This is a genomic window from Sphingomonas sp. CFBP 13714 (genome assembly GCF_014842205.1).
GTDB classification, from domain to species: domain Bacteria; phylum Pseudomonadota; class Alphaproteobacteria; order Sphingomonadales; family Sphingomonadaceae; genus Sphingomonas; species Sphingomonas aerolata.
This window is the reverse complement of record NZ_JACYVG010000003.1, coordinates 75235-97444: the sequence shown is the minus strand read 5'-3', so window position 1 is coordinate 97444 and position 22210 is coordinate 75235. Positions and strand designations below refer to the sequence as shown.

Sequence of the window (22210 nt, the reverse complement as noted above, 5' to 3'; positions counted from 1 at the left end):
ATCAGCCGGGGCGGCGTGCAGGCGTGCAGGCGTGCAGGCGTGCCGGTTGCTCTTGCTCTTGTCCTCATTCGGGACGTCGATGCCAACGATGGAGGCGGTCAGTCCGTTCACGAAGATAGTTTGCCCGAATCGATTGGCCACGCCTAGGTTGGAGATATGTCCGAGCCCCTGATTGCTTCACCCCTCCTAGCCGAACTGCAGCGGCTTCTGGCTGCGCAGGATGTGATCGCGCTCATGCCGACCCCGGGGATCGACACGTCGGTCGGATCGATGTGGGCGGACCCAATGTCGGCAGTCGCGATCGTCGATATGCAGCAGCAGATTGGTGAACTAGTCGTCGGGGCAACGGATGAGGACCTGATCAAGGCCTATAGAGAAACCGATGGCGAACGAGACAGCCTGGATGCTGAAGCACTGCTCGCCGAGATCGAGCGACGTAACCTCGACAAGTGAGCGTACGCAAGATCGTCCATACGATCGCCGCGGATAAGACGAAGGACGTCGCCGTGTTCGAGCATGACCTTGGACCTGACGTGATCGTTCAGGTCCGCAGCGAGCATGGCCGCGTACTGGAGATGCGAGCCGACGTGCTTCCCGACCGGGTGGTGGTCCACTTCAAGGACGGCACGACGGAGCCACTGAGCGTGGTCATGATTGGCTGATGGCGCGCGCTTGGCCGATGGAAGATCGAGAGATCTGGATACAGGCTGGCGTGATCCTTGCCGAACACGGCGAACATACCCCAGATTATATCGTCGATCAGATGGTCGCTGCTATCGGCGACCCTGTCGCCGTAAAGGATTGGCACCGTATCGCCGCTGCAGTCGACGTTATCAAAGGCACTTACGGACCTACTGCGAATTGCTGATCTCGGAATATGCGCCGGATCGGCGCAACTGGCGCACTATCCCGTTGAATGAGGCCGTCACGCTCTGGCTGCGGCCGATCTCGTTACCTTGCTGCGCACCTTCCCAGAACATGACGAGTGGCCAGCGCTCCGGGCAGTGATGCCAGAGGCATCGCAGGGCTAAGCGCACCGCTGGCGTGTCGACGCGGCCATTAGCGGTATCGCTGAGGGTGCCCCTCAGAACCTGGACCGCCAGATCAACTGTGATTCGCGTTTGGCGATGCATCCGCCTATGGAACGTATAGGGAACAAAGTTGCAAGGATTTGATATGACGGGACGGTGCCGGCTCTGCACTAGCAACGATGAAGATGCGGTTATAGAGTATGTCGCGGCGTACATGTGGGAGAGCCGCATGGAGCGGGTCGAGGACCGGACACCGTGGGAACAGGCTGGCGCTACCTGGCAAACGGCGTTTCGTGAGATGGCTGTCGCTGCCCGACAGGCACTCACGCTACCGGAACGATCGGAGCACGATCACGCAATCTGACCGACGTAAGTCATCCCTGCCGAAGCTCAATCAGGGGCCGTTAAATACTTTTTAACCAAAACAATGTGAAAATTTGCTCTCGGCCGGAGTCCCGTCGATCGACATGTTTCTCCTGCAATTCGGTTCGAGGGACCTAATGCGAATTGTTATTTACATTAGCAGAGCCAAACACAGATTCACGGCGCCAGACTTGGCCGACCTTCGCGACCTTGCTGCCGCCAGAAACCGTTCTCTAAATATCACCGGTCTTCTACTATTTGACGGCACCCGCTTTATACAGGCGTTGGAGGGAGACACTGCCGCTGTGCAGCTCGTAATGGACCGGATTGCCAACGATTCACGTCATGACAATATTAGCTACTTCAAACCGATCGAGACGGATCATCGCCAATTTAATTGGTGGTCAACGGAATATCGAGACGAAAACGACCTTTGTGACGGAGGGGGGTTCCTCGATCGCGTGATGAAACACGTTGCCGACGTTAAATGTGACTCGATAAAGGCGGCTTTTATTGGATTTGCCGCCCTGTCGCTCCGTCGACGTTTAACAACTTAAAATCGAACCATGCGGTCCCTCGGTATCCGGACCATAGATCTGATCTGTGGCTGTGGACGGCATAAGGAGGTCAACGTCGACGCCTACCCAGGCACTGAGGCTGTGCCGTCGATGACCCGGTTCTTCCGGTGCGGGGAGTGCGGCAAGCGCCCGAAGACCGCGCGGCCTGGGCGGCTGCACCGTGGCCCGGCCGGGGCGGCGACGACGATCCGATCAATGAACCTGACCGAAGAGCGCTACCTGCCCGGGGACGAGGCGCTGCTGCTCCGCTAAGGCTTGCTCACGACCTTGACTGCGGACTCGACAGGATGGGCCGTCGCCGGCCGCCCTAGCTGAACAGTTTGTAGGCGGTCGCGCGCGGCCGCGTGGCTCTAACCGCGGCATTCGTCAGCATCGATTTTCCTCGTAAAGTTTACCATCGGGCAAGCGCCATCGAATGAGTCGATTGCCGCATGCGATCGTGGCATTATGGATGGCATGAATGGCAGTGCCCCCTCGACAAACCGTCGACCCGCAATTGATTTGACAGCGGCAGCGAAGGACTTTGGGAAACGAAGCGAACAGCGAAATTTCATCAAGAAGGTCAGCCGCTTGAACGACGCGGAGTCAGCCAAATGTGACCTTAAAATAGCACTCGGTCTGCTTATGTCCGGTTCGAACCTGGTCAGAGGCACGCAACCGCTCGCGACATCCTTAGTTCAAGATGAAAGTATGGCGCAGCTGGCTGGCGCTGCGTTCAGTTACGCACTGATTTTATACGTGAGGGTAGTCACGAATAATGATGATCGTGGTCGTGTATCTGTAGACGAAGGCGCACCTCAACATATCAAAGAAGCGCACGCTCGGATCGTTCAACTGAGACATAAAGGCGTCGGCCATTTTGGTCACACAGTTGACCATCCCGGAGGAGCACTTGCGCAAGATCGCGTACTCGTCTGTGATCACGGGGACGGTCCGTTTTTAACCCATGAACATTATCGGGCAAACTACCGGGAAAAGAACCTAATCGATTTGCAACAAGTGATTGATCACGGCCTGCGGGCGGTGGAGGGGATCATCGACGAACGCCGACAGATTGTTATCAATGAGATCAGGAGAATGTCTACCGAGGACAAAGCTATCATCAACGGCTTTGCAACGACCTCTATAACTCCAGAAGGCGTCGGCACAACTTTGAGTCCTTCAGGCACCGGTGCCATTTAATAGCCGTCAAGGGTATGGCTGGCGGGAAATATGCGGCGGAGGTGCCCTCCGCCGCCGGCACGGTTTTCCACTTCTCTGGGCGCCGGCATACCTCGATTTTACGTAGTCGATACCCCGGCGCCAGCGACCGAAGAATTACTCGAAATCACCGGGCCGGTGGTTTTCCGGGCGAAAGCACGAAGTCGATTAGGCCGACCTGTTGCGGATGCGCCCGGCTCTTTCGAACCGGGCGCATTAGTCACATCTTGTCGTAAAAGCCCGCGTGCAGCTTCGCCAGGGTGGCGTCGAACGTGCCACCATGGGCATCAGCGTCCTTCGCACGATCGCGGCCGTACTCGGTCTTACCCTTGGCCGAGAGCTTCTTGTATGCGCGGTTTTCCTTGTCACCCATGGTGATTTCCTTCGGTAGAGTGATCCAGGTCGACAATGGTATAGAGGCCCGCAGAGCACTTGGCTCCGAGGATCCCTATAAGCCTCCCGATGACCTGGTTATCGGGGGATGCATGAAACGAGAGAGTCGGCTTGCCGCTGTGGCGCCATAGCTTCCGGAATCTCGACAGAAGCGGCGCAAGCAGCTGGGGTTGCTCGACGGATAAGAAGTTGATGTACCAGCCGCTGTCAGCGGCATCCCACGCGATCTGCGCGACGGGTGTCGGCCCTTGCCATGCTATCAGGCAGGGGCCGGACTGGCGAAACTCGGTGTACCCGGTCATGGGCATCACCTCCTTTCATGCTGAATTATTTTAGATCAGCGACCCGTCAGCTGCATCAGATACGGATTAAGGGGCATCGTGTAGCGGGTGGCCTTCTTGCCATCGATCTTGAACAGATAGCTTTCCGGCCAAACCCGACCACCGCCCCACCACGTGATGCCGTAAAGCACGTCAGCATTAGCCTTCATGTCGGCAATGGCGTTTTTGCCTATGGTCTTACAGTTGTCCTTAATGCCGAAGTGCGCACCGAATGCGGCCTCGGTGATGATGCCCTTTAAGCCACGTCTACGAAGCTGCGCGGCGAAGTCGTCGAGGCCGCTGCCCTCGCCCCACGTGATGTCGCACGACTGGCTGGAGCCGCTGGATCCCTTATCCCAGTAGCGATGGCCGTTGAGGTAGGTGCGATTGAGCGGATCGAGGGGGCCGTTGGTATCACGATCGAGCGCACAACCTGCGCTCTCGCAAGCCTTCCATGCTCCCTCTTTCTTGTCGAAGCGGAAGGTCGCCGACCACTGCGGCCATTCCAGGGCGATCGGATGTTTGATCCCGTTGGCGCGAAGGCCCGCAATAATGATCTTGGAATCGCGAACCCACTGCATCCAGTCGTTCGTCAGCACCGGATCATCAAAGCCACGGGGCTCATTGACGAGGTCAAGGATCGCAGATCCGTCATCGGGGAAATTCTGTGCGAAGCCGGTCCAGAAAGCGATCGCCTTGGCCGGCGCATCCCAGCGGTAGGTATGGTTGTCCAGGATCACCGGCACGCCCTTACCGCGCGCATAAGCGACGTTGACCTTGAGCTCGGCGATGCGCGCCGGCGTCATCCGGTCATCCTTGAACGGGTAGCGGATCAGCTTAAAACCGTACCGCTCGATATACCCCTTCCAATCTTCTAGCGACGGTCGGATCGCGTCACCGCCACTGGCCTCGGCGCCCGACAAGTTCGCCCCAAACAGAGGGCCGACGCGCGCGGTATGGATTGCGGGTTGCGCCGGTGCTGCGGGCGCTGCGGGCGCTGCGGGTGCCACAACCGCCGCTGACGCTACCGGAGCGGCGCAAGGTCGCGCGTTCACCGGGGCATAGACCCAACCCTTGCCCTGGACGTTCCCGACAAAGCGAAGCTTGGTGGCCCCGACCGTCTCGAACAGATTACCGGCCGCGTTCGATCGAGCGCGGTCATTCCATGCGGGCCAACCAGGAGCACGCGAGCCGTCCGCTCGTACCCACTCGCGGCCCAGCTCCTTTTTCAAAACCAGCGTGTCCTCCGCGCAGATTTTGATCTGCGCGGGCGGACTGGCTCCGGTGACGATGTGTTCGGTCTGCGTCGCCACCGGGGAGGCGAGCAGCGCAGCAAAGGCGAATAGATAGCGGATCATAGTCGTTTTCCTTCTACTGCGCCATGGTCGGCCAAGCACTGTCGAACGACATGGAGCCGTTGAATGTGTTTGGTCGATAGGCGACGCTAAGAATTGCACCGGTCCCGGAGGTCGGGGTTGGATGATTAACAGTATACCTGGCCCACTCAGTCGTAAGTGTAACAGCCGCCGTACTCGTGTTAGCGTGCTTCTCAGTCATCAGCGTCAACACGACAAGCTCCCCTCCGACCTTGCCGCGAAGCCAGATGGACGCCGAAATGGGGCTCGCACTCACAAAGACAGTCGATCCGCATTCGACACTACCATAGCCGCCGGTTGCGCCAGTGTTTGTGAACGTCTGCGTGCTGGCGTCTTTCGTTACGCCGTCAGGCCCCACAACCGCATTGCGCTGGCTCGATACCGACGTTGCTGGCGAGAACGTGAAGCTGGTGTTCGACCAACCCTGTGGATTTCCACCCCGTGCAGTTTGCACAGCCTGACCGGTGTCATCAGAAAGAAGGATACCCGGCCCCGGCTTAACGTTCGCGCTGGCGACAGACGGAATGCCCGACTTTTCGACACCTTGCGGACCCTGTCCGATGCCGTTCACAGCGGCCAGGGTGTAGTAATACGGCGTGCCGTTCGTCAGGCCTGTATCAGTGTAAGGGAGCGTGACCCCCGGCACGGTTGGCGTCGTACCCTGTCCACCGGACGTCGTTGAGCGATACAGGTTGTAGCGGGTGATCGCGGAGCCATTGTCCGCCGGTACCGACGCCAGAGCAACCACGTTCTGCCCATTGCCGGGGGTGACGGAGATGGCAGGAGCGCCAGGAACCGCAGACGATGCACCCACAGTTGTAGTGGAAGTCACGGGGCTCGATGTGGCCAAGCCACCCGCGCTGAGCGGGAACACCTGATAGAAATAGTTGGTACCGGCCACGACGTCGATATCTACAAAGCTGGTCTCCCCTGGACCAGCAGCACCGACGACAAGATTTACCTCCCCCGCAGTCGCGCCGCGTTTGATGAGGTAGCCGCCAAGCCCGCCCGCATCCGGGACGGTCCCCGCAGTCCATGCCAGTGTGTTGGCGTTGTTTGCCGACGAAGCACCCAGCCCCGTAACCGGACCAGGCGCCGACACGGTGCCGGTCGCCGGGACGCCCTTGGGCGCGGTGTAATTGATCGAGACGATATCACCGGACGCGAGCGTCAGGAACGACACCAGGCCGGAGGGGCCATCGATCAGAGAAATGGACTTGGCGGTATCTGCGTTATTGTAAAGCAGGACGCCGGTCGTCCCATCGCGGTTTGCGAATGCCACGTTCTGAACTTCGAGGCTTGCCTCGCCCACGCCGATCGTCGTGCTGTAGCACCGCCGAGCGCCGGGCTTCATGACCTTGAGCAGATGCACCAAGGCCATGTATTCCGGCCGCTTCACCATCGTGCCGTTGCCGTCCGTCGAGATCGTCGCGCAAGGCGCAACCTGTGCGTAGGATGGCGCGAACGGCTGATAACGACCACCAGACAGCGGCTGAAGAAACAGGTTCCAGAACGTGACCGAGTTCTGGCCCGCGCGAATCCCGCCGATGATGGCATTCGCCAGATGCTGCTGGAGAGACACCTTGTTCGAGAGATTGCCGACCAGGCACATTTCGGTAAAATGCGTTTCCTTGGCGTTCCGGCTCCACGACCGGACCTGTTCGAACTCATTCTTGCCGGTGGTGCTGTATCCATGAACAGCGGCACCATCGACCCAGTCGCCCGCCAATGCTTCGGCGAAAACATCACGGACGAGATGGCCGCCGTTGGCACCGGTGTAGTTCGAAAGGTTGTGCCAGTTGTGGTCGCCGACGAGCACCTTCACATGTCCGAAGCCAGCGGCATTCAATGCGGGCTTCAGGATATTGACGAAAGCCGCCATCTGCGCGCCGGTCCAAACGCAACCGGGATAGCTGGGTGGCCCATAGCCGGCTTCGTTCTGCGTCGTGACGGCCCAGATGGGAATGCCAAGCTCGGCGTATGCCTTGAGGAACTTGACGAAGTAATTCGCATAGGCCGTGTAGTTCGTCGTATTGCCGACGAACAGACTGGTCACGCCGTTCGGCCTGCCGATCAGCGAGTTTGTCGACTTCATGGATGCGGGTGGCGTCCACGGTGACGCAATGAACTTTAGCTTGGGATTGATCGCCAGCGCTTCACGAAGCGTCGGGATGATGTATTCGCGATCCTTCTGAATCGTGAAGGTCGGCATCGTGACGTCGGCGCCATCCCAGTCGTCGCAATAGGTATAATACCCATTCTGCCCGCGGTGCGTGAAGTCCGAAGCGCCAATGCAGATGCGGCAAGTCGAGAAGCCATCCGTTCCGAATGCCGTCGTCAGATTGGCTTTGCGCTGAGCGGGGGTGCAATAAGTCTGGAGGACATAGCACGAGCTTTCCGTGAGCGACGCACCCGCACCGTGCATCTGCTGATAGGTCTCGGTCCCGTCGACATAGATGGTAGCGCCAGGCAGACCGGCGAGCGGCGCGAATGCCGTCATGGTCGCGTCTGTGATCGTCGGCGAGAGGTTGATCGGGGTTCGCTGCGCCACGGGCGTGTCTCCAATCAAGCCGCGGCCCGGGAGGATCTGGTTCAGCGTGTCGATCGCATCAGCGGCCGCGGTCGAAGAGTCAAACTTGCGTAAAATCGTCATGTCGAATTACCTTTTACGAGCGGGCGAACATGCCGTTGGTGAAGAATGGATCGGTGAAAAAGGCGCCGGATGCGGACGAAGCGGCCGATACGGTCACAGCACCGCTCGCGCTCGTCGCGCCCGCCGCGGCGACCACGTAATTGATCGTCCCCGCCGACAGCGGGGACATGCCAACGACAGCCTTCCAACCTGACGCGGCATCACCTGCGATGATCAAACGACCGTCGTTCGGCGTAATCGTGGGTGTGACACCAGCCGGGACGTTCGAGATGTTCGATACAAGTGTGCCTGCGGCTGCTTTCGATGTGATCGAGAGGGCATTTGGCGAAAGGGCGAGGGTCGATGCCGCAGCCGATACCGTGCGCGTCGAGATCGACGACGAAGCACTGCCGCCCGAACCTGTCGCAAACTCCTGATACGTCAGCGTACCAGCGGAAGCGGGGGTGGCGGTCAGGCCGGTGGTGATGACCGAGCCGTTCAGCGACCAGGCACGCGACGTGACTGTGCCGTTGCTTACTGCGCCGGGCGTCGCGGTGTAGATCGTCCCCGCCGTGCCAGTCGAAGGGGTGACCGTCGGCTGCGTAGTGAAGGCCGGCGCTGCCGCTGCTGCCGTTGCGACGGTCACCTGCTGTACCGTTGACTGCGTGGTGCCACCTGGTCCGGTCGCCGTCTCTTGGTAGGTCAAGGTGCCAGACGATGCCGGAGACGCCGTCGTGCCGGTGCTGATTACCGTCCCGTTGATCGTCCACGACCGCGAGGTGATCGAGCCATTGCTGATGTTGCCCGCGGTCGCGGTGAATGTCGTTGCTCCGGCAGTTCCGGTGTTCGGGCTGATGCTCGGCTGCGAAATGAAAGACGGTGCCGGGGCAGGGGTGACGGTGGCCGCAGTCACCGCTGCCACCTGAACCGTGGACATGGTCGTACCGCTCGGGCCTGACGCCGTTTCCTGATAGGCGAGCGTACCGGACGACGCCGGCAGGGCGGTTACGCCGTTGCTGATGGCGACGCCATTCAGCAGCCAGACCCGGGAAACGACAGCGCCATTGCTGACGGTGCCCGGCGTCGCTGCGTACAGCGTTGAGCCTGCCGTGCCGCTGGTCGGGCTGATGCTTGGCTGCGTCGTGAAGGCAGGGGCAGGGATCTCTACCGGGACGCCAGCTGCCTCAAGCGCAGCGATACGCTTGATCAACGCGTTCACCGTGTCGCGCCAGTCACGCGCGGACGTGTTGTTTGGGATATTTGTCAGCACGGCCATGCGTGGACACTCCTATTCAGGGAAGCGGGTTGGTCGTTCATCAGGGAAGCGACGCGTCAGCGCGGCCAGGCATCGACCGCGAGGCCGCGGCGGACGTCGCAGAGTGCTAGGTCGGCGCGCGCGTCGCGCAGCGAGCCCTCGGCGTCCGCGCTGTTGGCGCTACCGTCCGGCTGCCGGCGCATCGGCGTTGCCGTGCAAGGCTTCTTCGCCTCGGCCGGCACTGGGGGGATCACCGGCGAATAGCTCAGCGTCGAGCGCGTCGATGCCGCGCACGCGGTCAGCAGGAAGGCAGGCAGCACGGCTAGCAGCAGTTTGCGCATAGGTCCTCACGGTGTCAGTGGATCGAAGGATGATGGGTTCGCGATTTGCGAGGCGGTCGGCGAAGGTCGTCAGCGCTGTGGTCTGCTGGACGGCGAACAGCTTCTTGGCATCGCTGCGCAGCTGCTCGGCCTTCGCGATCTCAGCGCTCCACGCCGCCCGCTCTACCTTCAGCGTGGCCGTGCGGTCGGCGAGCGTCTCCCGGGTGACCAGAAGCCCGGCGAGCAGGCCGATCATCGGCACCGCCCACCAGAAGCGCCGCAGCAGGGCGAGGCCCGCCGCCCAGATCATGCTTCGTTCGAAGATGAGGGGACGCCCGCGGTCGAGGTCATCAACCGGGGTCCGCCGATGACCGCGCGCCCGGTCGGCCAGCGCCGCGCGATACAGCGCGACTTCTCCATTCGCATGATGCTGACCCGGTCGCCCTGATTGCCGCCAAGGACGTGATAGTGCGTCTTGTCCTCGCCGACGTAGAAGCCGACGTGACCGCCGCCCGGCCGCTCGAACACCAGCACCGCGCCGGCCGCGACTCGATCCGCCGCGAGATTGGCGCCCCAGGTCGCCCACGCCTTGGCGCGGACCGCGACGGGCGCGGCCGGAATGCCGTCTGCGGCGAGGCAGTTGGCTACGAACAGCCCGCACCACGGCACGCTGTCGGCATTGTAGACCATGCCCAGCACCTTCGTGCCGAGCTTCTTCGCCCACTCCATGATGGTCGGGCTGTTCGCCGCCCCCGGCGCCTCGCGGGTGCCAAGAAGCGACCGGGCATGGCGAAGCCACGCCGGCTCTAATGCCGTCGTCATGCTTAATTCCTAACAATGGTGAGGCGTTTTCGAGCTTGGCGCTGTTCAGATTGGGCCAGAGGGTTCTTCAAAGCTCCGGCCGGCCCGCCTCGCGCTTTTCCCCTTGTCGCTGAGGCGGGCCGTTAACAAAATATTAACCACAATTAGTCATTTTGCAGATGAGGCTCTGCCTCCCCGTGAAGGGTTCCCTGCTCGTCACGATGCCGCCCCAGCTACGGCGAGCAGGGAGTAGGGCGCGACGGTGTGACTGCCTGACACTGGAAGCCTCGTACGATTTCGTAGAAGCACCCGGACACGGCGAGCCACGCCAGCTCTGATGCCGTCATCATCTTTCTTTCTTTTGAGGTGAGGCGATCTGCCAGGCCGCTCGTTGGCGATGCGCTAGGGTCCACACCCACCGTGCCCTGGCCGGCCCGTCCTTGGCTGACCCTGGGGGCGGGCCGTAATTCCCTACTTGTCGAGTTCGCGCAGGGTGGCGGTCATGTCCGCGGGGACTTTGGGCTTGCCCAGGAGCGCGGCGTCGAGCGCGTCGATCGCGTTCTGCCCGCGCCGCTTGAAGAAGGTGATGATGCCGGTTCCGATCGCGCCCAGCGCGCCGCCTGTGCCGAGCGCGGCGAAGAGGTCGACCTGATGTTCTGCGATCCAGACCGCAGTGACCAGCATCGCGATGCCAGTGACGATCGCATCGAGCAGCCAGCGCTTCGGACCCGGCGTGTCGAGCGTGATGAACAGGCGGATCATGAGGCAGGCGAGAAGTCCGACGATCATAGATCCGGCCGGAAAACTGTAGCCGAGAAAAGACCAGATGACCGGTACCGATACGCCCGGTACCGCCGCGATAGCCCCCTCTCGCATTACCGCAGCCCGACGGCAGCGGTCGCCATTGCAAGACTCACGACGAGAATGGCGATCGGCCGGCGCAGCTGCGGCCAGCGTGACCACATGTCGACGGGCAGGGGAGCCTTGCGCAGCTGGAACTCGAGCATTGGCTCAGCGAGGATATGCAAGGCCATCCACAGGAAGCCACAGCCGACTGAGACGGGATCGAGCCATCGCTTGAGTTCCGCCACCCGTTCAATGGTATGGGCGTCGCCTGAGCTCCACGACCAGAGGCTGATAGCCTCGGCGCCACCCCGGCTGGCGACCGCGCACCCGGCAAGGAAAATGACGAATCTATAGATCGAGACCGGATCGGTCGGATGGTCAAACGCGCGTGCCGCCCAGATCCGACGCGCCTGCTTGCCCGCCATCATCAACCCGAGGCACATGGCCGCAGTCATGACGAACAGGTTCCACGCCAGCAGACCTGGGTTGTTTGCAAGGGAGGGAGGCGCCAGCGCGGCCGTCGACCGCATCGCCTCGCCGATGTAGTTGCTCGTGGCTGTCACGCTCATGCGTCATCCCTTCCCGCGACCGGGACGGCCGCGTTGCTTGCGTTCTTCATGGTATGATCCCTTAGGGTTTGGGCGCGCAGCCCAGGAAGGCGGTTTCGACATTGCGCCGGCAGTGTTCTGGCGCCGCGCCGATGAGGACGAAGAGGCGGTCGATGATCGCTTCGAGGAAAAGCCCCCCAGCGATGCCCCTTGATCGCGGCGCGGCCAACGCGGCTGGAGATCGTCTCGTCGGCCGATGGTGTTGGCCCGCCCGCAACGACATAGATCGGCACGGCGATCAGGATGTAGGCGAGCTGGTCGACCGCAACGAGCAGCTGGCGCAGCCCGAGCCAGAAGCGCTTAGCCATTGAGGACGGACCAATCGACCTTGCCGGCAGCAACGATGGCGCCGAGGTTCGCAGCGCGGCCCACCGCGGCCTTGGCTCCCATGCGCAGCCCCTCGATCGCAGCGCCGATCGCCACCCACGCATCGGCAAGCTCGATGATCTCGGCCGCAAGGTCCGCGATCGTCATCTCGCGCGCGCCTGCCTCGGCAGACAGGAACGGCGTGGTGGTGTCGTTGTCGAGGGACCATGCGCGCGCTTCGGCTTCCTTGCGTTGATACGTCATCGCCTGCCCGGCGCCGGGCGTCAGAATGCTCTGCCGGATCACCTCAGCTTGGGCATCGATGCTGGCGGACGCGGTATTGCGCAGCACGTCCAGATCGAGTGCTTCGCCTTCAAGGGCCTGCGAGGGAACCAGCACAATTCCAAGGCCCTCAGGCAATACCTGCGCCGCTGCTGCGCTCGTGACACCGCTCCCGCGCCAGCGCTCGGCGCCAGTCGCGAGGTCGTAAACGATCCAATATTCCATGACCTGTCCTTTCAGACGGCTGCGCGTTTCAGTTCGGTGATTTCCATCGTCGAGCCCGCGAGCACGGTCAGGGCACCGTCTGGCTCAAGGTTGCGGATCGAGAAGATGATGGTGTGATTGCCTGCCGCCAGGCCGGTGACGAAAGCAGGCAGAGTTATCGGCATCGCGCCGGACGAGCGCTGAAGATCGAGCACGATATTCACCGTGCCGGTTTGATAGAGGGCGCCGTCGATCGTGATGTAGCCGGCGAACTGTAGATCGTCGGGGCTTTGCAGACTGGCATAGGCGAGAATGCGCAACGCGCTGTTTGCTTCGGCCTTGTTGAAGGTGGCCTGAAATATCGTTGTGCCGATCACGTAGCCGCCTCCGCTACCGCCACCACCACCGCCCGTGCCGCCACCGCCAGTGCTTGGGTCGTCTTCGTATACCGGATACGGAATCGCCATGCCGCTTCCTCAACCATAGGGGATCGACATGCTGCCAGGCAGCGTGAGGAACATGGCCTGTTGGACCGATGAGGCACCCATCTTCGTCGAGGTGATCGTGCCATCCACGACAAGATTTCCGCCGATCCTACCGTCCCCGATCAACTCCCAAGCACCGCCGAACTGGTCCGACCAGAGGCTGAGCCGTGCGACACCGTTGCCGCCATCGGCGAGCAACCTGACATAGGCGGTAGCCTTGCCGGCAAGGTCGACCAGCGTGCCAGCCTGCTGCTGCACGGTAGCTACTGTGCCATTGTAAGCGCTGCGCAGATCCGTCACGCTCTGCGTCACGACGCCGATCTTGGGATCGACGATCGCAGTTGCCCGCTGATCGATTCTTGCGGACAGGTCGGCACCGACTTGCGCTTCGAGGTTCGATACGCGTTGGGCAGCCGCGAAACGCCCATCGGTTACGGCCATTTCGACCGTCGACAGGCGACCGCAGGCATCGTTTAGCGATGCCGTGATCGTGTCGCTACGCTGCCCTAGCGCCGTATCCCGATCAACCGATGTACGCTCGACCCGGCCAATCTCCGCGCGAACGGCGCTGTCCGTGGTCGCCAAGCTGGCAACGACACCGTCAACCCGGATGCCTAGCGCGCGATCACCCTCGCTCAACGCGCTCGCCGTTTGGTCGACGCGAGCGTTTGTAGCGCTGTCGCGGCCGACATAGTCGGTGGTGATCGTGTCGATGCGCCGCCCGATCGCGCTGTCGGCATCAGCCAACGTCGTTGCCGTCGAACTGACAAGTGCTCGCGTGCTCGCAGTTACAGTCCGGTCATTGCCAGCGCTGTACGGAACCCAGGTTTTGGTGCCCGGCTTTACTTCGGTAACGAATGGCCGAGAGAACCATGCATAGCCGTCGTTTTCGACATCGTACGAGCGGAGCGCAATCGTCGCGCGAACCGCACCAGCTGGCACGACGAATTCCTTCACGCCGGTCTGATCCCACGCATTCAGATCCTGCCCGCCGGCGTTGATCCTCAATGCCGAGTTTTCACCGGCGTAGCCGACGTAGCCGCTGTCGTTGAAGAAGAAGACGGTGACCCATGCTCGGCAGCGGTGAGACGCGGTCATAGCGTACAGCTGAATGTTAGATTCTGGGCGGACTGCAAAGGGAGCGCTCTGAGCTTCGCTGCAAAGTCCAGCGCCCGGACTAGGGCGGTGCAGGGTCAGGTTGTTCTCGATGCCGCCAATCATGAAAGGCTGAGCCGCTCGGTTCAGGCTCATGCTCGACGTAAGCTCGGGATTGAATGTTAGAACCCATCCATCAAGCGTGCTCAGACTGCTGTTCGGCACCAGGTTGCCCCCCGAAGGGCTGGCCTGCGATTCGAGCACCGATGCGCGCTCGCCTACGGCCGTCGTCGCGTTGGCGAGCGCGCGTGATGTGTCAGTGATCCGGGTATTGGTGGCGGTGTTGGCAGACTTATAATCCGCGGTGACGGTATCAATCCGCTGCCCGAGCGCGGTGTCACGGGTGGACGATGCAGTCTCCACCCGTTCGATCTCGGCGCGAGTAGCCGTGTCCTTGGTGGTGACGTCGGTGACGATGGAGTCGACGCGTTTGCCGATCGCCGTGTCTGCGTCGGAAAGGGCAGTGACCGCATCGCTGATCCGCGTGCTGGTCGCCGCGTCCGCCGCCTTGAACTCGGTAGTGACGGTGTCGATCCGTTCACCGAGCGCCTTGTCCGCGGCCGACAGGGCAGTGATCGATTGGGTGATCCGCGTATTGGTGACGGTGTCGCGGCCGGTATAGTCCGTCACGACGGTGTCGATGCGCTGCCCAAGGGCGGTGTCGCGGGTCGACGAGGCCAACTCGATCCGGCTGATCTCGGCCCGGGTGGCGGTGTCCTTGGTCGTGACGTCTGTCACTATGGAGTCGACGCGCTTACCGATCGCTTCGTCGGCCGCCGACAGGGCCGCGACCGAATCCGTGATCCGCGTGCTGGTCGCCGAGTCTGCCGCCTTGAACTCAGTGGTGACGGAGTCGATCCGCTCACCAAGCGCCCTGTCAGCAGCGGACAGGGCGGTGATCGTGGTCGTGATCCGCGTGTTGGTGACGCTGTCCCGGCTCGTATAATCGGTGACGACGGTGTCGATCCGCTGCGCGATCGCACGGACGTCATCGGTGCGGACCAGCCGCTCCGTCTCGATCAGCGCGCGGACCTCACCGTCGTTTTTGTTGGTGACGACGGTCAGGCTGTCGATGCGACGATCGAGCAGCTCGTCTTTGCCCTGCGCCCGGTTCGCTTCAGCGTTGAGGTCGGTCATTGCCGCGTCGATGCGGTTATTTGCCCGGCTGACAGCCAGGTCGGCCGTGACGCGCGCCTCGACCAGTTTGCTATCAGCATTGGCGAGGGCTGCGTCGAGGACGATACCGGACGCGAGGAGCTTGGCATTGAGGTCGGCGAGCGCCGCATCTGCCTTCGCTTCGGCCGTCCTAATCAGGGCATTGGCCGCCGCGACCGCGCTGTTGATGGCGGGGATCGTGATGTTCTCGAGAATATCTGATCGCTGCTTCACCGAGACCGCATCTGCAATGACCTGCTTCGCCGGCACCCCTGCAACAGCGCCAGTGTCCTTCGACGTGTTTTCAGCGGTGTTGTCGGCGTTCTCGGTCGGCTTCGTGCCGCTGACATTCTCCCAAGGGATCGTCAGTGGTGCCGGGGTTTTCGCTTCGCTGAAGCCCTCGATCGAAAGCGTCAGCTTGCTCAGCGTCTCGCCAACCTCGACGCTGAAGTCCTTGAAGAAGCCGTAGACGATAAGGCTGTCGAGACCGGCGTCGCCGAGCCACAGCGACGGCACTGCGCGGACGGCTGCGATCCGCCCAACGACCTGATCGACCGCATCAGTTCGGATGAGCGCCTTGCCCGCCATCCGCTTCGCCCAGGCGCGCGGGACGATCATCGTCTCGCCAAATTCGTCCGTCTCGCGCCGACTATAGTCGGTAATGCCCGACGTCGCCGAGCCTTCGGTGATACCGAGCGGTCGCAATATGCCGAGCAGCATGGTGCCGACGAATACGATACCATCGCCGCCGCGGCTGTCCTGCCACTCTGTGGTGTCGCTTACGGCCTCGGCATCGGCCCAGCTTGGCGGTTCCACCGTGGCGGTGCCAGCGACGGTGTCCTGCCACGCGACCGAATCGTCCCATGCGAAACCATCGTCCCAGACGACACGCTGTGCGACTTTGCCGAACGGTGCCAGCGTCACCGTGATGCTGGCGCCGGCCGCTAGCGACAGATCGAGGAACAGCGCGCCACCGGAGCCGCCCGACGGCGCAACGGTGCGGTCATATCCTGGGGCCTGAACGCGAACAGTCGCGGCGTTGCAATCAAGGATCGCAAGCCCGGACGCAGCGAGACTAGGCCGCAGCGTGACAACAATTGGCGCCTCGTCGGTGGTGACGGACCCAAGCGCCTGATCGAACATGGCCCAGCGGTTCGTAGGACCGACGTCGAGCCATGCCCCCGTCGTGGTCGCCGGATCATGACCGACGTTCCGATCAATCAGGCTTTCCCAGACGCGGTGCGTCTGCCGCCGGATGACGCGCTGCCCCAAGGCGTAGCCGCCGGCCGCCGTCCACTCGATGGCATCATCTTCGGGGACGCTGCTGGATGTCAGAACAGCTTCTGTGATCGCGATCGGCTGGAGCAGCTGAAGGCTGGACGCCTGCCCGACCGGCGCCGGATCCGAGCCGTCATCCGTAAACGCCTCCTCGCCGGTCAAACCCTCGACCGTCAGCGTGCAATAGCTGAGCGGCGCGGTCGCATGGTCGACCTCGAACTCTTTGTAGAACCCGCGGACCGTGAGGCTGCCAAAGCGATCGTCGGCGATCCAAGTTGCCGAGGTGGCACGAAGCTCGGCGAGCTGGCGCTGGATCGTGTCGACGTCGTCGAATGGCACGGCGAGACGCACTGACATGCGACGCGCGAAACCGCGCTGCACAACCGTGGTGACCCCGAACTCGTCGGTGACCCGCCGGCTACGGTCGATGACGCCGATCGTCGGCGCCGTCTCGACGGTTCCTAGCTCGATCGCGCCTGCGTCGGTGACGACTCTCATCAGGCGGCGCTCGCATTGCCGACGCTGAACGCCATGCCGTTATGATCGGCCGTGACGTCGTCGAGCTTGCGATCGATCCCCTTGGTGTTGCGGGCGATCTCGGTCTGCGCCGAACCATTTTCACGGCGCAGACCGGCGACCTCTTCTTGCAAGGCCTCGATGGCGCTGACGATCAGATCGTCGTTGGCCGGTGCGGGCGCCTTGCCGGTCGCGGCGTCCGCGGCCGTGATCATCGTATCGATCGGCGTGGCGGCGCGGCCCGACGCGGCGGTGCCGCCAGCCAGCGCGCTGACGACGCCATAGGCGGCCTGGCGGCTGGCGTTGTTCATGGCCTGCACCCGGTCGAGCTCTTGTCGGCTCGTCGTCTGTTCGGCGGTCGGCGCGGTGGCGCCGTTGCCGAGCGCGCTGATCACGCCATAGGTTGCCTCGAGGCTGGCGGCGGTCATGGCGCCCACGCGTTCCAGTTCCTGCCGGCTGGTCGCCTGCTCAGCCGCGGCCGTCAGCAGTGCCTGGCTGAGCGCCGGCAGGGTCTTCGCTGCATCCTGATCACCGCCGCGCGCGGCGGTGCTGGCCGCGTTGAACTGCCCCTGCAACGCCGCAAAGCCGTTGCCGCCGGCAGCGTCGGTGACGCCGCGGATGCGATTTACCTCGTCCATGATACTGTCGCCGACCGACGTCCATGCGTCCGCCAGCGTCTTGGCGGCCGACGCTGCGGCCTGGGCGTCCTGCACGGCGTAGATCTCCTGCTGCAGGTCGCGGTTGCTCGCATCCAGCTTTGCCAGGTCGAGCGCACGAAGAGCGGCGGTGTCGCCGCGCAGCTCGAGCAGCTGACGCTGCAAATCCTGACGCTCACTCGCGATGTCCGCCGCGCTCTTGGCGCCTTCCATCGACGCCTGAAGGTCGGCGAAGGCCGGGGCGAGCTGCAACAGCGTCGCATAGGTGGCCTGACCCGCTGCGCTCGTCAGATCCTGCGCCTCGACCAGCTGGCGGAAGCCCGCCAGCGTTTCGGGCATCGCCATGCCAAGGCTGCTGAAGACGCCGGCAAACTGCGCGGTCTTCGCGGCTGCCTGCTCTTCCTTGGTGTAGAAGGACTCGAAATAGGCGTCGGCTGCCGACGTCAGCGCGGACACGCTGTCGAACTGGTCGGCGAGGCCGAGCTTTGCCGCAATGCCCATCGTCTGCGCGCTGGTACCGAGCAGGTCGAGCGACGCGCCGACCGCCTCGACCGTCGAGGCGACGCGCACAAGCGTTTCGAAGGTGCCTTCGCCGACCTTCTGAAACTGCGCGACGGCCGGGAAGGCCGCGGCCGCCATGCCATCGGCCGCAGCGCCGAAGATCGCGGTCAGCTTCTCCTGGATCTGCTCGCCGGTCAGATCCTTCAGGTCGATCTTGCCGATGTTGACGACGAAGCTGTTGAGGCGGTTCTGGATGTCGCCGGTCGCGGCGCCCAACGGCCCGGCCGACGCTACGATCGCATCGTTGAACTGCCGCAGGATCAGCGTGAACTGATTTTCCAGACCGGCATCCGCCGCGTCGTACTGCGTCGAATATTTCGTGCCGGTCGAGATCCCGAGGAACGACGACTTCTTCTTCACGTCCGAATAATAGGACGCGTCGAAGCCGCTGTTCAGGATGCTGCCGACCGACTGCGGACCGCCCGACAGGCCGTTGCCGATGACCGAGGTCTTCGTGCCGAACAGGCCACTGAGGAGGCTGCCGATGACCGGGATCTTGGTCAGCACCGCGCCGATGCCCGCACCGATCGGGCCGCCGATCGCCATGCCGATGCCTGCCATCGTTGCCGTGGCGTTGCTCTTGAACCCAGTGGTGACCCCGGCATTCGCATCGATGTTGCCCGCACGGACGACGAGGGTCGCGACGCCCCCGATCTGGCTGTCGATCGACTTCAGCGACGCGGCCATGTCGCGCGAATAGGACAGCATCACGGTGTCGACGTCCTTCAGGGCATCGATCGCGTTCCGGATGCTCTCGCTCTTCGCCGACGGATCGCCAAGCACGGTGCCGGTGCCGGTGTTGGTCGGCGCGAGATCACTCTTCGATGATCCGAACGAGCCGGCGAGCGACACGCCGATCCCCGCCAGCGCGGCGACGGTCGCGGCGCCCGCGGCAATGTTAAGCGGGAAAGGCAGGCTCTTGATGGCGTTGACCACCGCCTCGGTCGCCCCGACCGCGATACGCGCCACGCTATTGGCGATCTTGCTGCCCGTCTCGATCGCATCCTGCGCGATCGCACGGACCGACATGGCGAACTGTACGAGGCGGAATGCCTTTTCGGCAGTCGCGAGCGCCTGATAGCCGCTCGACCCTTCCTTGAAGAACCCCTTGGCAGCAGACGTTGCGTCGCCGAATGCTTGGACCTGGGCCCCGGAGGATCGCAGCGCAAAACGTGCGTTTTCACGTAAGATCTGGCTTTGGTCAGCACCGGCCGCCTTGATCGCGGCTAGATGCTCGGCCTCGGCGCGCGTCCGGTCAGCCTGATAGCTGGCGTAGATCGATGCCATGTCACCGATCGCGCGGCCGGCCTCGCCAAATGCGTCCGCCATACCCTGACCGGCTGACTGAACCTTCCCGGCGATGATGTCCCACTTGTCAGCGGTGAAGGTCAGCGAGTCGTTATAGCTGCGCTGCATCGCGCCGAGCCGTTCCGCTTCGTCAGCGACCTTGACCTGCTGCGCAATCCACGCGGCTGAGTCAGCGCCGGTCCAGCCCTTCGACTCCGCTTCCTGGGTAGCGCGCAGGATGGCAAGCGAGTGGACGCGCGCGGCATCGGTCGCGTCGATAAGCTTGATTTCTTCCGCAAGCTCGGCAAGTCGGCGATCGCCGGCCGGCATGGCGAGCTGAATAGCCGCCTTCATCTCGGAATCGGTCAAGCGATCACGCGCGGCACGCTGATCGTCGAGCGCCTTCGACGCACGCGCTGCGCCGTCGACATCCTCCGTCAGCTGCGCCGCCTCGATCGCAGCCAGCAATGGGAGGTCTGTGATACGATCACGAAGCAGCTCCGCGGCCTTCTCGGTCGGCGTGATACCTGCTGCGACCGATGCGTTGACCTGATCCTGGATATCAGCCTGCTCACGCATCGTTGCGGTGCTCTTGGCGGCATCGGAAACGTGCTGCGCGACCGCCAGGCGGACCTCCCGAGCGACTGCCGCCTCAATGTCACCACGCTGGCGGATTGCCTTGCTCTCGGCCTTCACGCGTGCCTCGGCGATCAGCGCCGCGGCGCCCGATACGCCATAGGCATCGGCCAACTGATAGAGGTTGCGGATCTGCGCCTCGATCGCCGCGGCGTCGCGTGCCAGCTGCTCGGCATGCTTGTCGGTCTTCGGATTCGGGATGTTGTTGTAACCGATCGACTTTGCGATGCGCTCGCGGGCGTTGTCGATCGCCGCGGTCTTCACGCGCTTGCCGAGCTTCGTCAGATAGGTGTCGGCAGCGGTGTAGGCCGCGCCATAGGTCTTCTCGAGCAGCTTGGGATCGCCCTGGCCGATTAGCATTTTGCCGATGCCGAGGGCGCCGCCCTTTTCGACTTCGGCGAGATAGGCCTTCGTCCCTGCGACGCCCGCATAGATGCTGGCGAGGGTCGAACGCATGTAGGACGTCAGGTCATCGAGCACGCCCTTCACGCCCTTCGACATGCCCTTCATGTCGCCGACGAAGTAATCCGAGATGTCCTTGCCGACCACGCTGAAGAGGGCCTTGGACGTATCCGCCCAGGTGATCGTCTCCTCTTTCAGCTTGTACAGTTCGGCCTTAGTCGCATTGGCACCACCGGTGATTTGCCCGAGATCGCGCGTCAGCTGGTCGGACTTGACCCCTTCATTCACCCACCGGTTGAAGAGCGCAAAGCCCGCGCCGGCTGCGGCAAGGCCGATAAGCAACGGCGAGAACCGCAAGGCCAGCACCGCTACCTCCTTGCCGAAGCCGCGCAATCCGCCCTGTCCCATCTGGGCGACCTGAAGTATTTGTGCGCCCTGCTGGATGAAGACCTGCATGGGCTTCTGCCCGGCGAGCAGGCCCTGCGTGATATCGGGAAGCTGGACAGCAATGCTCTTCAGCGCAGTCCCATTCTTAGCCGCAGCCCCGGCCATGGCGACGTGCGTCTGCGTCGCGACGTTCGCGCGATCGATCAACATGCCTTCAGCGCGGGCCAGTTCTTCCGCGGACGCACCCGCTGCGGTCATAACGCGACGGGCCTCGGCGATCTCGCTGTTCAATCGAGCCTGAGCGGCAGCCGCAGGGTCAAGCATAGCCCGCAGTCGTGCCAGCGATGCGGCATCGGTTGCTGCTGCGGCCTCCTGTTCCCGCATCGCCTGCGCGCCGCGGTGCACAGCGGCTTCAAACTGCGCATGACCGAGCGCGGCCGAGCGAAGGCGCTGAGCTTCGGCATCGCTGGCGCTAGCCGCCTGGGCGACCTCCAGCTCTCGCAGCGCCGCGGCGCCTTTCCGCGCGGCGCTTTCGAACATGGCATATGCGTGCGCCGCCTCGCGCACTCGCGTCGCCTCGGCAGTCGCCGCGGCTGCATTTTGGGCGGCCTCCATCTCTCGCATCGCAGCGACGCCGCGACGTGCGGCTGCCTCGAACAGCCCATGCGCCAGGGCTGCGGAGCGGACGGACTGAGCTTCGGCTTCGATCGCGGCAGCAGCCGTCCGAGCGGCATCAGCTTCGGTGTTTGCCAGTGCCTGTTGCTGCCCCCGAAGGCGACCAGACAGCTCGACCAGCTTGTTTTCCTCAGCGGCAAGCGCCGCCGTCTCAACCTTCATCGCCCGGATCTCCTCACGGGTCTTGCCGAAGGTTGATGCTTGGCGATCAAGTTGGCGGGACAAGGCCTCGCCGGCCTTTTCGGTACTTGCCATCGCCTGCCGGGCCGTCTGCATTTCACGCGATGCGGCATTGCCGAACATGACGACATTCGATGTCGCGGCCGAGACGTCGACCATACCGCGGGTTGCGCGCTCGATGCGGGTGGCGTCGGCAAGCACCTTGGCCTCGGTAGAGTCCATTGCGGCTTGCAGCTGCGTCAGACCACCGAAGGAGTCGCCGGTGTCGATAACAAAGCCGACTTCAAGCCTCGGGGAGGAATCGTGTATGGACATGCGTCAT

General features: G+C 62.9%; 21 protein-coding genes. 6 read left to right on the top strand and 15 right to left on the bottom strand.

Going from position 1 to position 22210, the window contains the following annotated elements:
- Positions 1-156 precede the first annotated feature (156 nt).
- The 6 genes from IFT54_RS08350 to IFT54_RS08325 all read left to right on the top strand — a co-directional run bounded on the left by IFT54_RS08350 (position 157) and on the right by IFT54_RS08325 (position 3154).
- Complete coding sequence (locus IFT54_RS08350; protein ID WP_192070258.1) at positions 157-453, top strand: hypothetical protein; 297 nt, start codon at positions 157-159, stop codon at positions 451-453.
- A complete protein-coding gene (locus tag IFT54_RS08345) occupies positions 450-662 on the top strand; it encodes a hypothetical protein (protein ID WP_192070257.1) in 213 nt (70 codons plus the stop codon). Before IFT54_RS08350 ends, IFT54_RS08345 begins: the two co-directional genes overlap by 4 nt.
- Positions 662-868 (top strand): hypothetical protein, encoded by a 207-nt coding sequence (locus IFT54_RS08340; protein WP_192008872.1) that lies wholly within the window; start codon positions 662-664, stop codon positions 866-868. The genes IFT54_RS08345 and IFT54_RS08340 overlap by 1 nt, the downstream gene beginning before the upstream one ends.
- Before the next feature lie 630 nt (positions 869-1498).
- Entirely contained in the window at positions 1499-1951 is a 453-nt protein-coding gene (locus tag IFT54_RS08335; protein WP_342212569.1) for a BLUF domain-containing protein, read from the top strand.
- A 111-nt stretch (positions 1952-2062) separates the two neighbouring features.
- Complete coding sequence (locus tag IFT54_RS08330) at positions 2063-2224, top strand: hypothetical protein (protein WP_192070255.1); 162 nt, start codon at positions 2063-2065, stop codon at positions 2222-2224.
- Between the two features lie 195 nt (positions 2225-2419).
- Positions 2420-3154 carry a hypothetical protein gene (locus tag IFT54_RS08325; RefSeq protein ID WP_192070254.1) on the top strand — a complete coding sequence of 245 codons (735 nt, stop codon included), beginning with the start codon at positions 2420-2422 and terminating at the stop codon, positions 3152-3154.
- Between the two features lie 238 nt (positions 3155-3392).
- On the opposite strand, the gene IFT54_RS08320 is transcribed toward IFT54_RS08325, so the two are convergent.
- The 15 genes from IFT54_RS08320 to IFT54_RS08255 all read right to left on the bottom strand — a co-directional run bounded on the left by IFT54_RS08320 (position 3393) and on the right by IFT54_RS08255 (position 22203).
- Positions 3393-3545, bottom strand: a complete 153-nt coding sequence (locus tag IFT54_RS08320; RefSeq protein ID WP_192070253.1) for a hypothetical protein — start codon at positions 3543-3545, stop codon at positions 3393-3395.
- Positions 3538-3867, bottom strand: coding sequence for a hypothetical protein (locus tag IFT54_RS08315; RefSeq protein ID WP_192070252.1), 330 nt, complete (start codon positions 3865-3867; stop codon positions 3538-3540). The genes IFT54_RS08320 and IFT54_RS08315 overlap by 8 nt, the downstream gene beginning before the upstream one ends.
- 35 nt (positions 3868-3902) lie before the next feature.
- The gene (locus IFT54_RS08310; protein ID WP_192070251.1) at positions 3903-5243 is read right to left on the bottom strand and encodes a cellulase family glycosylhydrolase; all 1341 of its coding nucleotides are present in this window, start codon (positions 5241-5243) and stop codon (positions 3903-3905) included.
- A gap of 13 nt (positions 5244-5256) precedes the next feature.
- Complete coding sequence (locus IFT54_RS08305) at positions 5257-7914, bottom strand: glycoside hydrolase family 30 beta sandwich domain-containing protein (protein ID WP_192070250.1); 2658 nt, start codon at positions 7912-7914, stop codon at positions 5257-5259.
- Positions 7915-7927: 13 nt separating this feature from the next.
- Positions 7928-9169, bottom strand: coding sequence for a hypothetical protein (locus IFT54_RS08300; protein WP_192070249.1), 1242 nt, complete (start codon positions 9167-9169; stop codon positions 7928-7930).
- Positions 9170-9225: 56 nt separating this feature from the next.
- Positions 9226-9351 (bottom strand): hypothetical protein, encoded by a 126-nt coding sequence (locus IFT54_RS20715; RefSeq protein WP_274602294.1) that lies wholly within the window; start codon positions 9349-9351, stop codon positions 9226-9228.
- Positions 9329-9778, bottom strand: a complete 450-nt coding sequence (locus IFT54_RS08295; protein ID WP_192070248.1) for a hypothetical protein — start codon at positions 9776-9778, stop codon at positions 9329-9331. The genes IFT54_RS20715 and IFT54_RS08295 overlap by 23 nt, the downstream gene beginning before the upstream one ends.
- Positions 9775-10290, bottom strand: a complete 516-nt coding sequence (locus IFT54_RS08290; RefSeq protein WP_192070247.1) for a TIGR02594 family protein — start codon at positions 10288-10290, stop codon at positions 9775-9777. Before IFT54_RS08290 ends, IFT54_RS08295 begins: the two co-directional genes overlap by 4 nt.
- Before the next feature lie 450 nt (positions 10291-10740).
- Entirely contained in the window at positions 10741-11058 is a 318-nt protein-coding gene (locus IFT54_RS08285; RefSeq protein WP_192070246.1) for a hypothetical protein, read from the bottom strand.
- A gap of 86 nt (positions 11059-11144) precedes the next feature.
- Positions 11145-11684, bottom strand: coding sequence for a hypothetical protein (locus IFT54_RS08280; protein ID WP_031441155.1), 540 nt, complete (start codon positions 11682-11684; stop codon positions 11145-11147).
- Positions 11681-12031, bottom strand: coding sequence for a hypothetical protein (locus IFT54_RS08275; protein WP_244648732.1), 351 nt, complete (start codon positions 12029-12031; stop codon positions 11681-11683). The genes IFT54_RS08280 and IFT54_RS08275 overlap by 4 nt, the downstream gene beginning before the upstream one ends.
- Entirely contained in the window at positions 12024-12536 is a 513-nt protein-coding gene (locus tag IFT54_RS08270; RefSeq protein WP_192070245.1) for a hypothetical protein, read from the bottom strand. The genes IFT54_RS08275 and IFT54_RS08270 overlap by 8 nt, the downstream gene beginning before the upstream one ends.
- Before the next feature lie 11 nt (positions 12537-12547).
- A complete protein-coding gene (locus IFT54_RS08265) occupies positions 12548-12982 on the bottom strand; it encodes a hypothetical protein (RefSeq protein ID WP_192070244.1) in 435 nt (144 codons plus the stop codon).
- Between the two features lie 9 nt (positions 12983-12991).
- The gene (locus tag IFT54_RS08260) at positions 12992-17086 is read right to left on the bottom strand and encodes a hypothetical protein (protein ID WP_192070243.1); all 4095 of its coding nucleotides are present in this window, start codon (positions 17084-17086) and stop codon (positions 12992-12994) included.
- Positions 17086-22203: a hypothetical protein gene (locus IFT54_RS08255; RefSeq protein WP_192070242.1), complete on the bottom strand. Its 5118-nt coding sequence runs from the start codon at positions 22201-22203 to the stop codon at positions 17086-17088. Before IFT54_RS08255 ends, IFT54_RS08260 begins: the two co-directional genes overlap by 1 nt.
- Positions 22204-22210: the final 7 nt, after the last annotated feature.

Excerpts from the sequence above, each read along its gene's own strand:
- IFT54_RS08340 (WP_192008872.1), top strand. The coding sequence starts at position 662 with ATGGCGCGCGCTTGGCCGATGGAAGATCGAGAGATCTGGATACAGGCT.
- IFT54_RS20715 (WP_274602294.1), bottom strand. The coding sequence starts at position 9,351 with ATGCGCCGGCAGCCGGACGGTAGCGCCAACAGCGCGGACGCCGAGGGC.
- IFT54_RS08255 (WP_192070242.1), bottom strand. The coding sequence starts at position 22,203 with ATGTCCATACACGATTCCTCCCCGAGGCTTGAAGTCGGCTTTGTTATC.
- IFT54_RS08260 (WP_192070243.1), bottom strand. The coding sequence starts at position 17,086 with ATGAGAGTCGTCACCGACGCAGGCGCGATCGAGCTAGGAACCGTCGAG.
- IFT54_RS08300 (WP_192070249.1), bottom strand. The coding sequence starts at position 9,169 with ATGGCCGTGCTGACAAATATCCCAAACAACACGTCCGCGCGTGACTGG.
- IFT54_RS08335 (WP_342212569.1), top strand. The coding sequence starts at position 1,499 with ATGTTTCTCCTGCAATTCGGTTCGAGGGACCTAATGCGAATTGTTATT.
- IFT54_RS08310 (WP_192070251.1), bottom strand. The coding sequence starts at position 5,243 with ATGATCCGCTATCTATTCGCCTTTGCTGCGCTGCTCGCCTCCCCGGTG.
- IFT54_RS08330 (WP_192070255.1), top strand. The coding sequence starts at position 2,063 with ATGACCCGGTTCTTCCGGTGCGGGGAGTGCGGCAAGCGCCCGAAGACC.
- IFT54_RS08295 (WP_192070248.1), bottom strand. The coding sequence starts at position 9,778 with ATGATCTGGGCGGCGGGCCTCGCCCTGCTGCGGCGCTTCTGGTGGGCG.
- IFT54_RS08280 (WP_031441155.1), bottom strand. The coding sequence starts at position 11,684 with ATGAGCGTGACAGCCACGAGCAACTACATCGGCGAGGCGATGCGGTCG.
- IFT54_RS08325 (WP_192070254.1), top strand. The coding sequence starts at position 2,420 with ATGGATGGCATGAATGGCAGTGCCCCCTCGACAAACCGTCGACCCGCA.
- IFT54_RS08285 (WP_192070246.1), bottom strand. The coding sequence starts at position 11,058 with ATGATCGTCGGACTTCTCGCCTGCCTCATGATCCGCCTGTTCATCACG.
- IFT54_RS08350 (WP_192070258.1), top strand. The coding sequence starts at position 157 with ATGTCCGAGCCCCTGATTGCTTCACCCCTCCTAGCCGAACTGCAGCGG.
- IFT54_RS08315 (WP_192070252.1), bottom strand. The coding sequence starts at position 3,867 with ATGACCGGGTACACCGAGTTTCGCCAGTCCGGCCCCTGCCTGATAGCA.
- IFT54_RS08270 (WP_192070245.1), bottom strand. The coding sequence starts at position 12,536 with ATGGAATATTGGATCGTTTACGACCTCGCGACTGGCGCCGAGCGCTGG.
- IFT54_RS08290 (WP_192070247.1), bottom strand. The coding sequence starts at position 10,290 with ATGACGACGGCATTAGAGCCGGCGTGGCTTCGCCATGCCCGGTCGCTT.
- IFT54_RS08265 (WP_192070244.1), bottom strand. The coding sequence starts at position 12,982 with ATGGCGATTCCGTATCCGGTATACGAAGACGACCCAAGCACTGGCGGT.
- IFT54_RS08320 (WP_192070253.1), bottom strand. The coding sequence starts at position 3,545 with ATGGGTGACAAGGAAAACCGCGCATACAAGAAGCTCTCGGCCAAGGGT.
- IFT54_RS08305 (WP_192070250.1), bottom strand. The coding sequence starts at position 7,914 with ATGACGATTTTACGCAAGTTTGACTCTTCGACCGCGGCCGCTGATGCG.
- IFT54_RS08275 (WP_244648732.1), bottom strand. The coding sequence starts at position 12,031 with ATGGCTAAGCGCTTCTGGCTCGGGCTGCGCCAGCTGCTCGTTGCGGTC.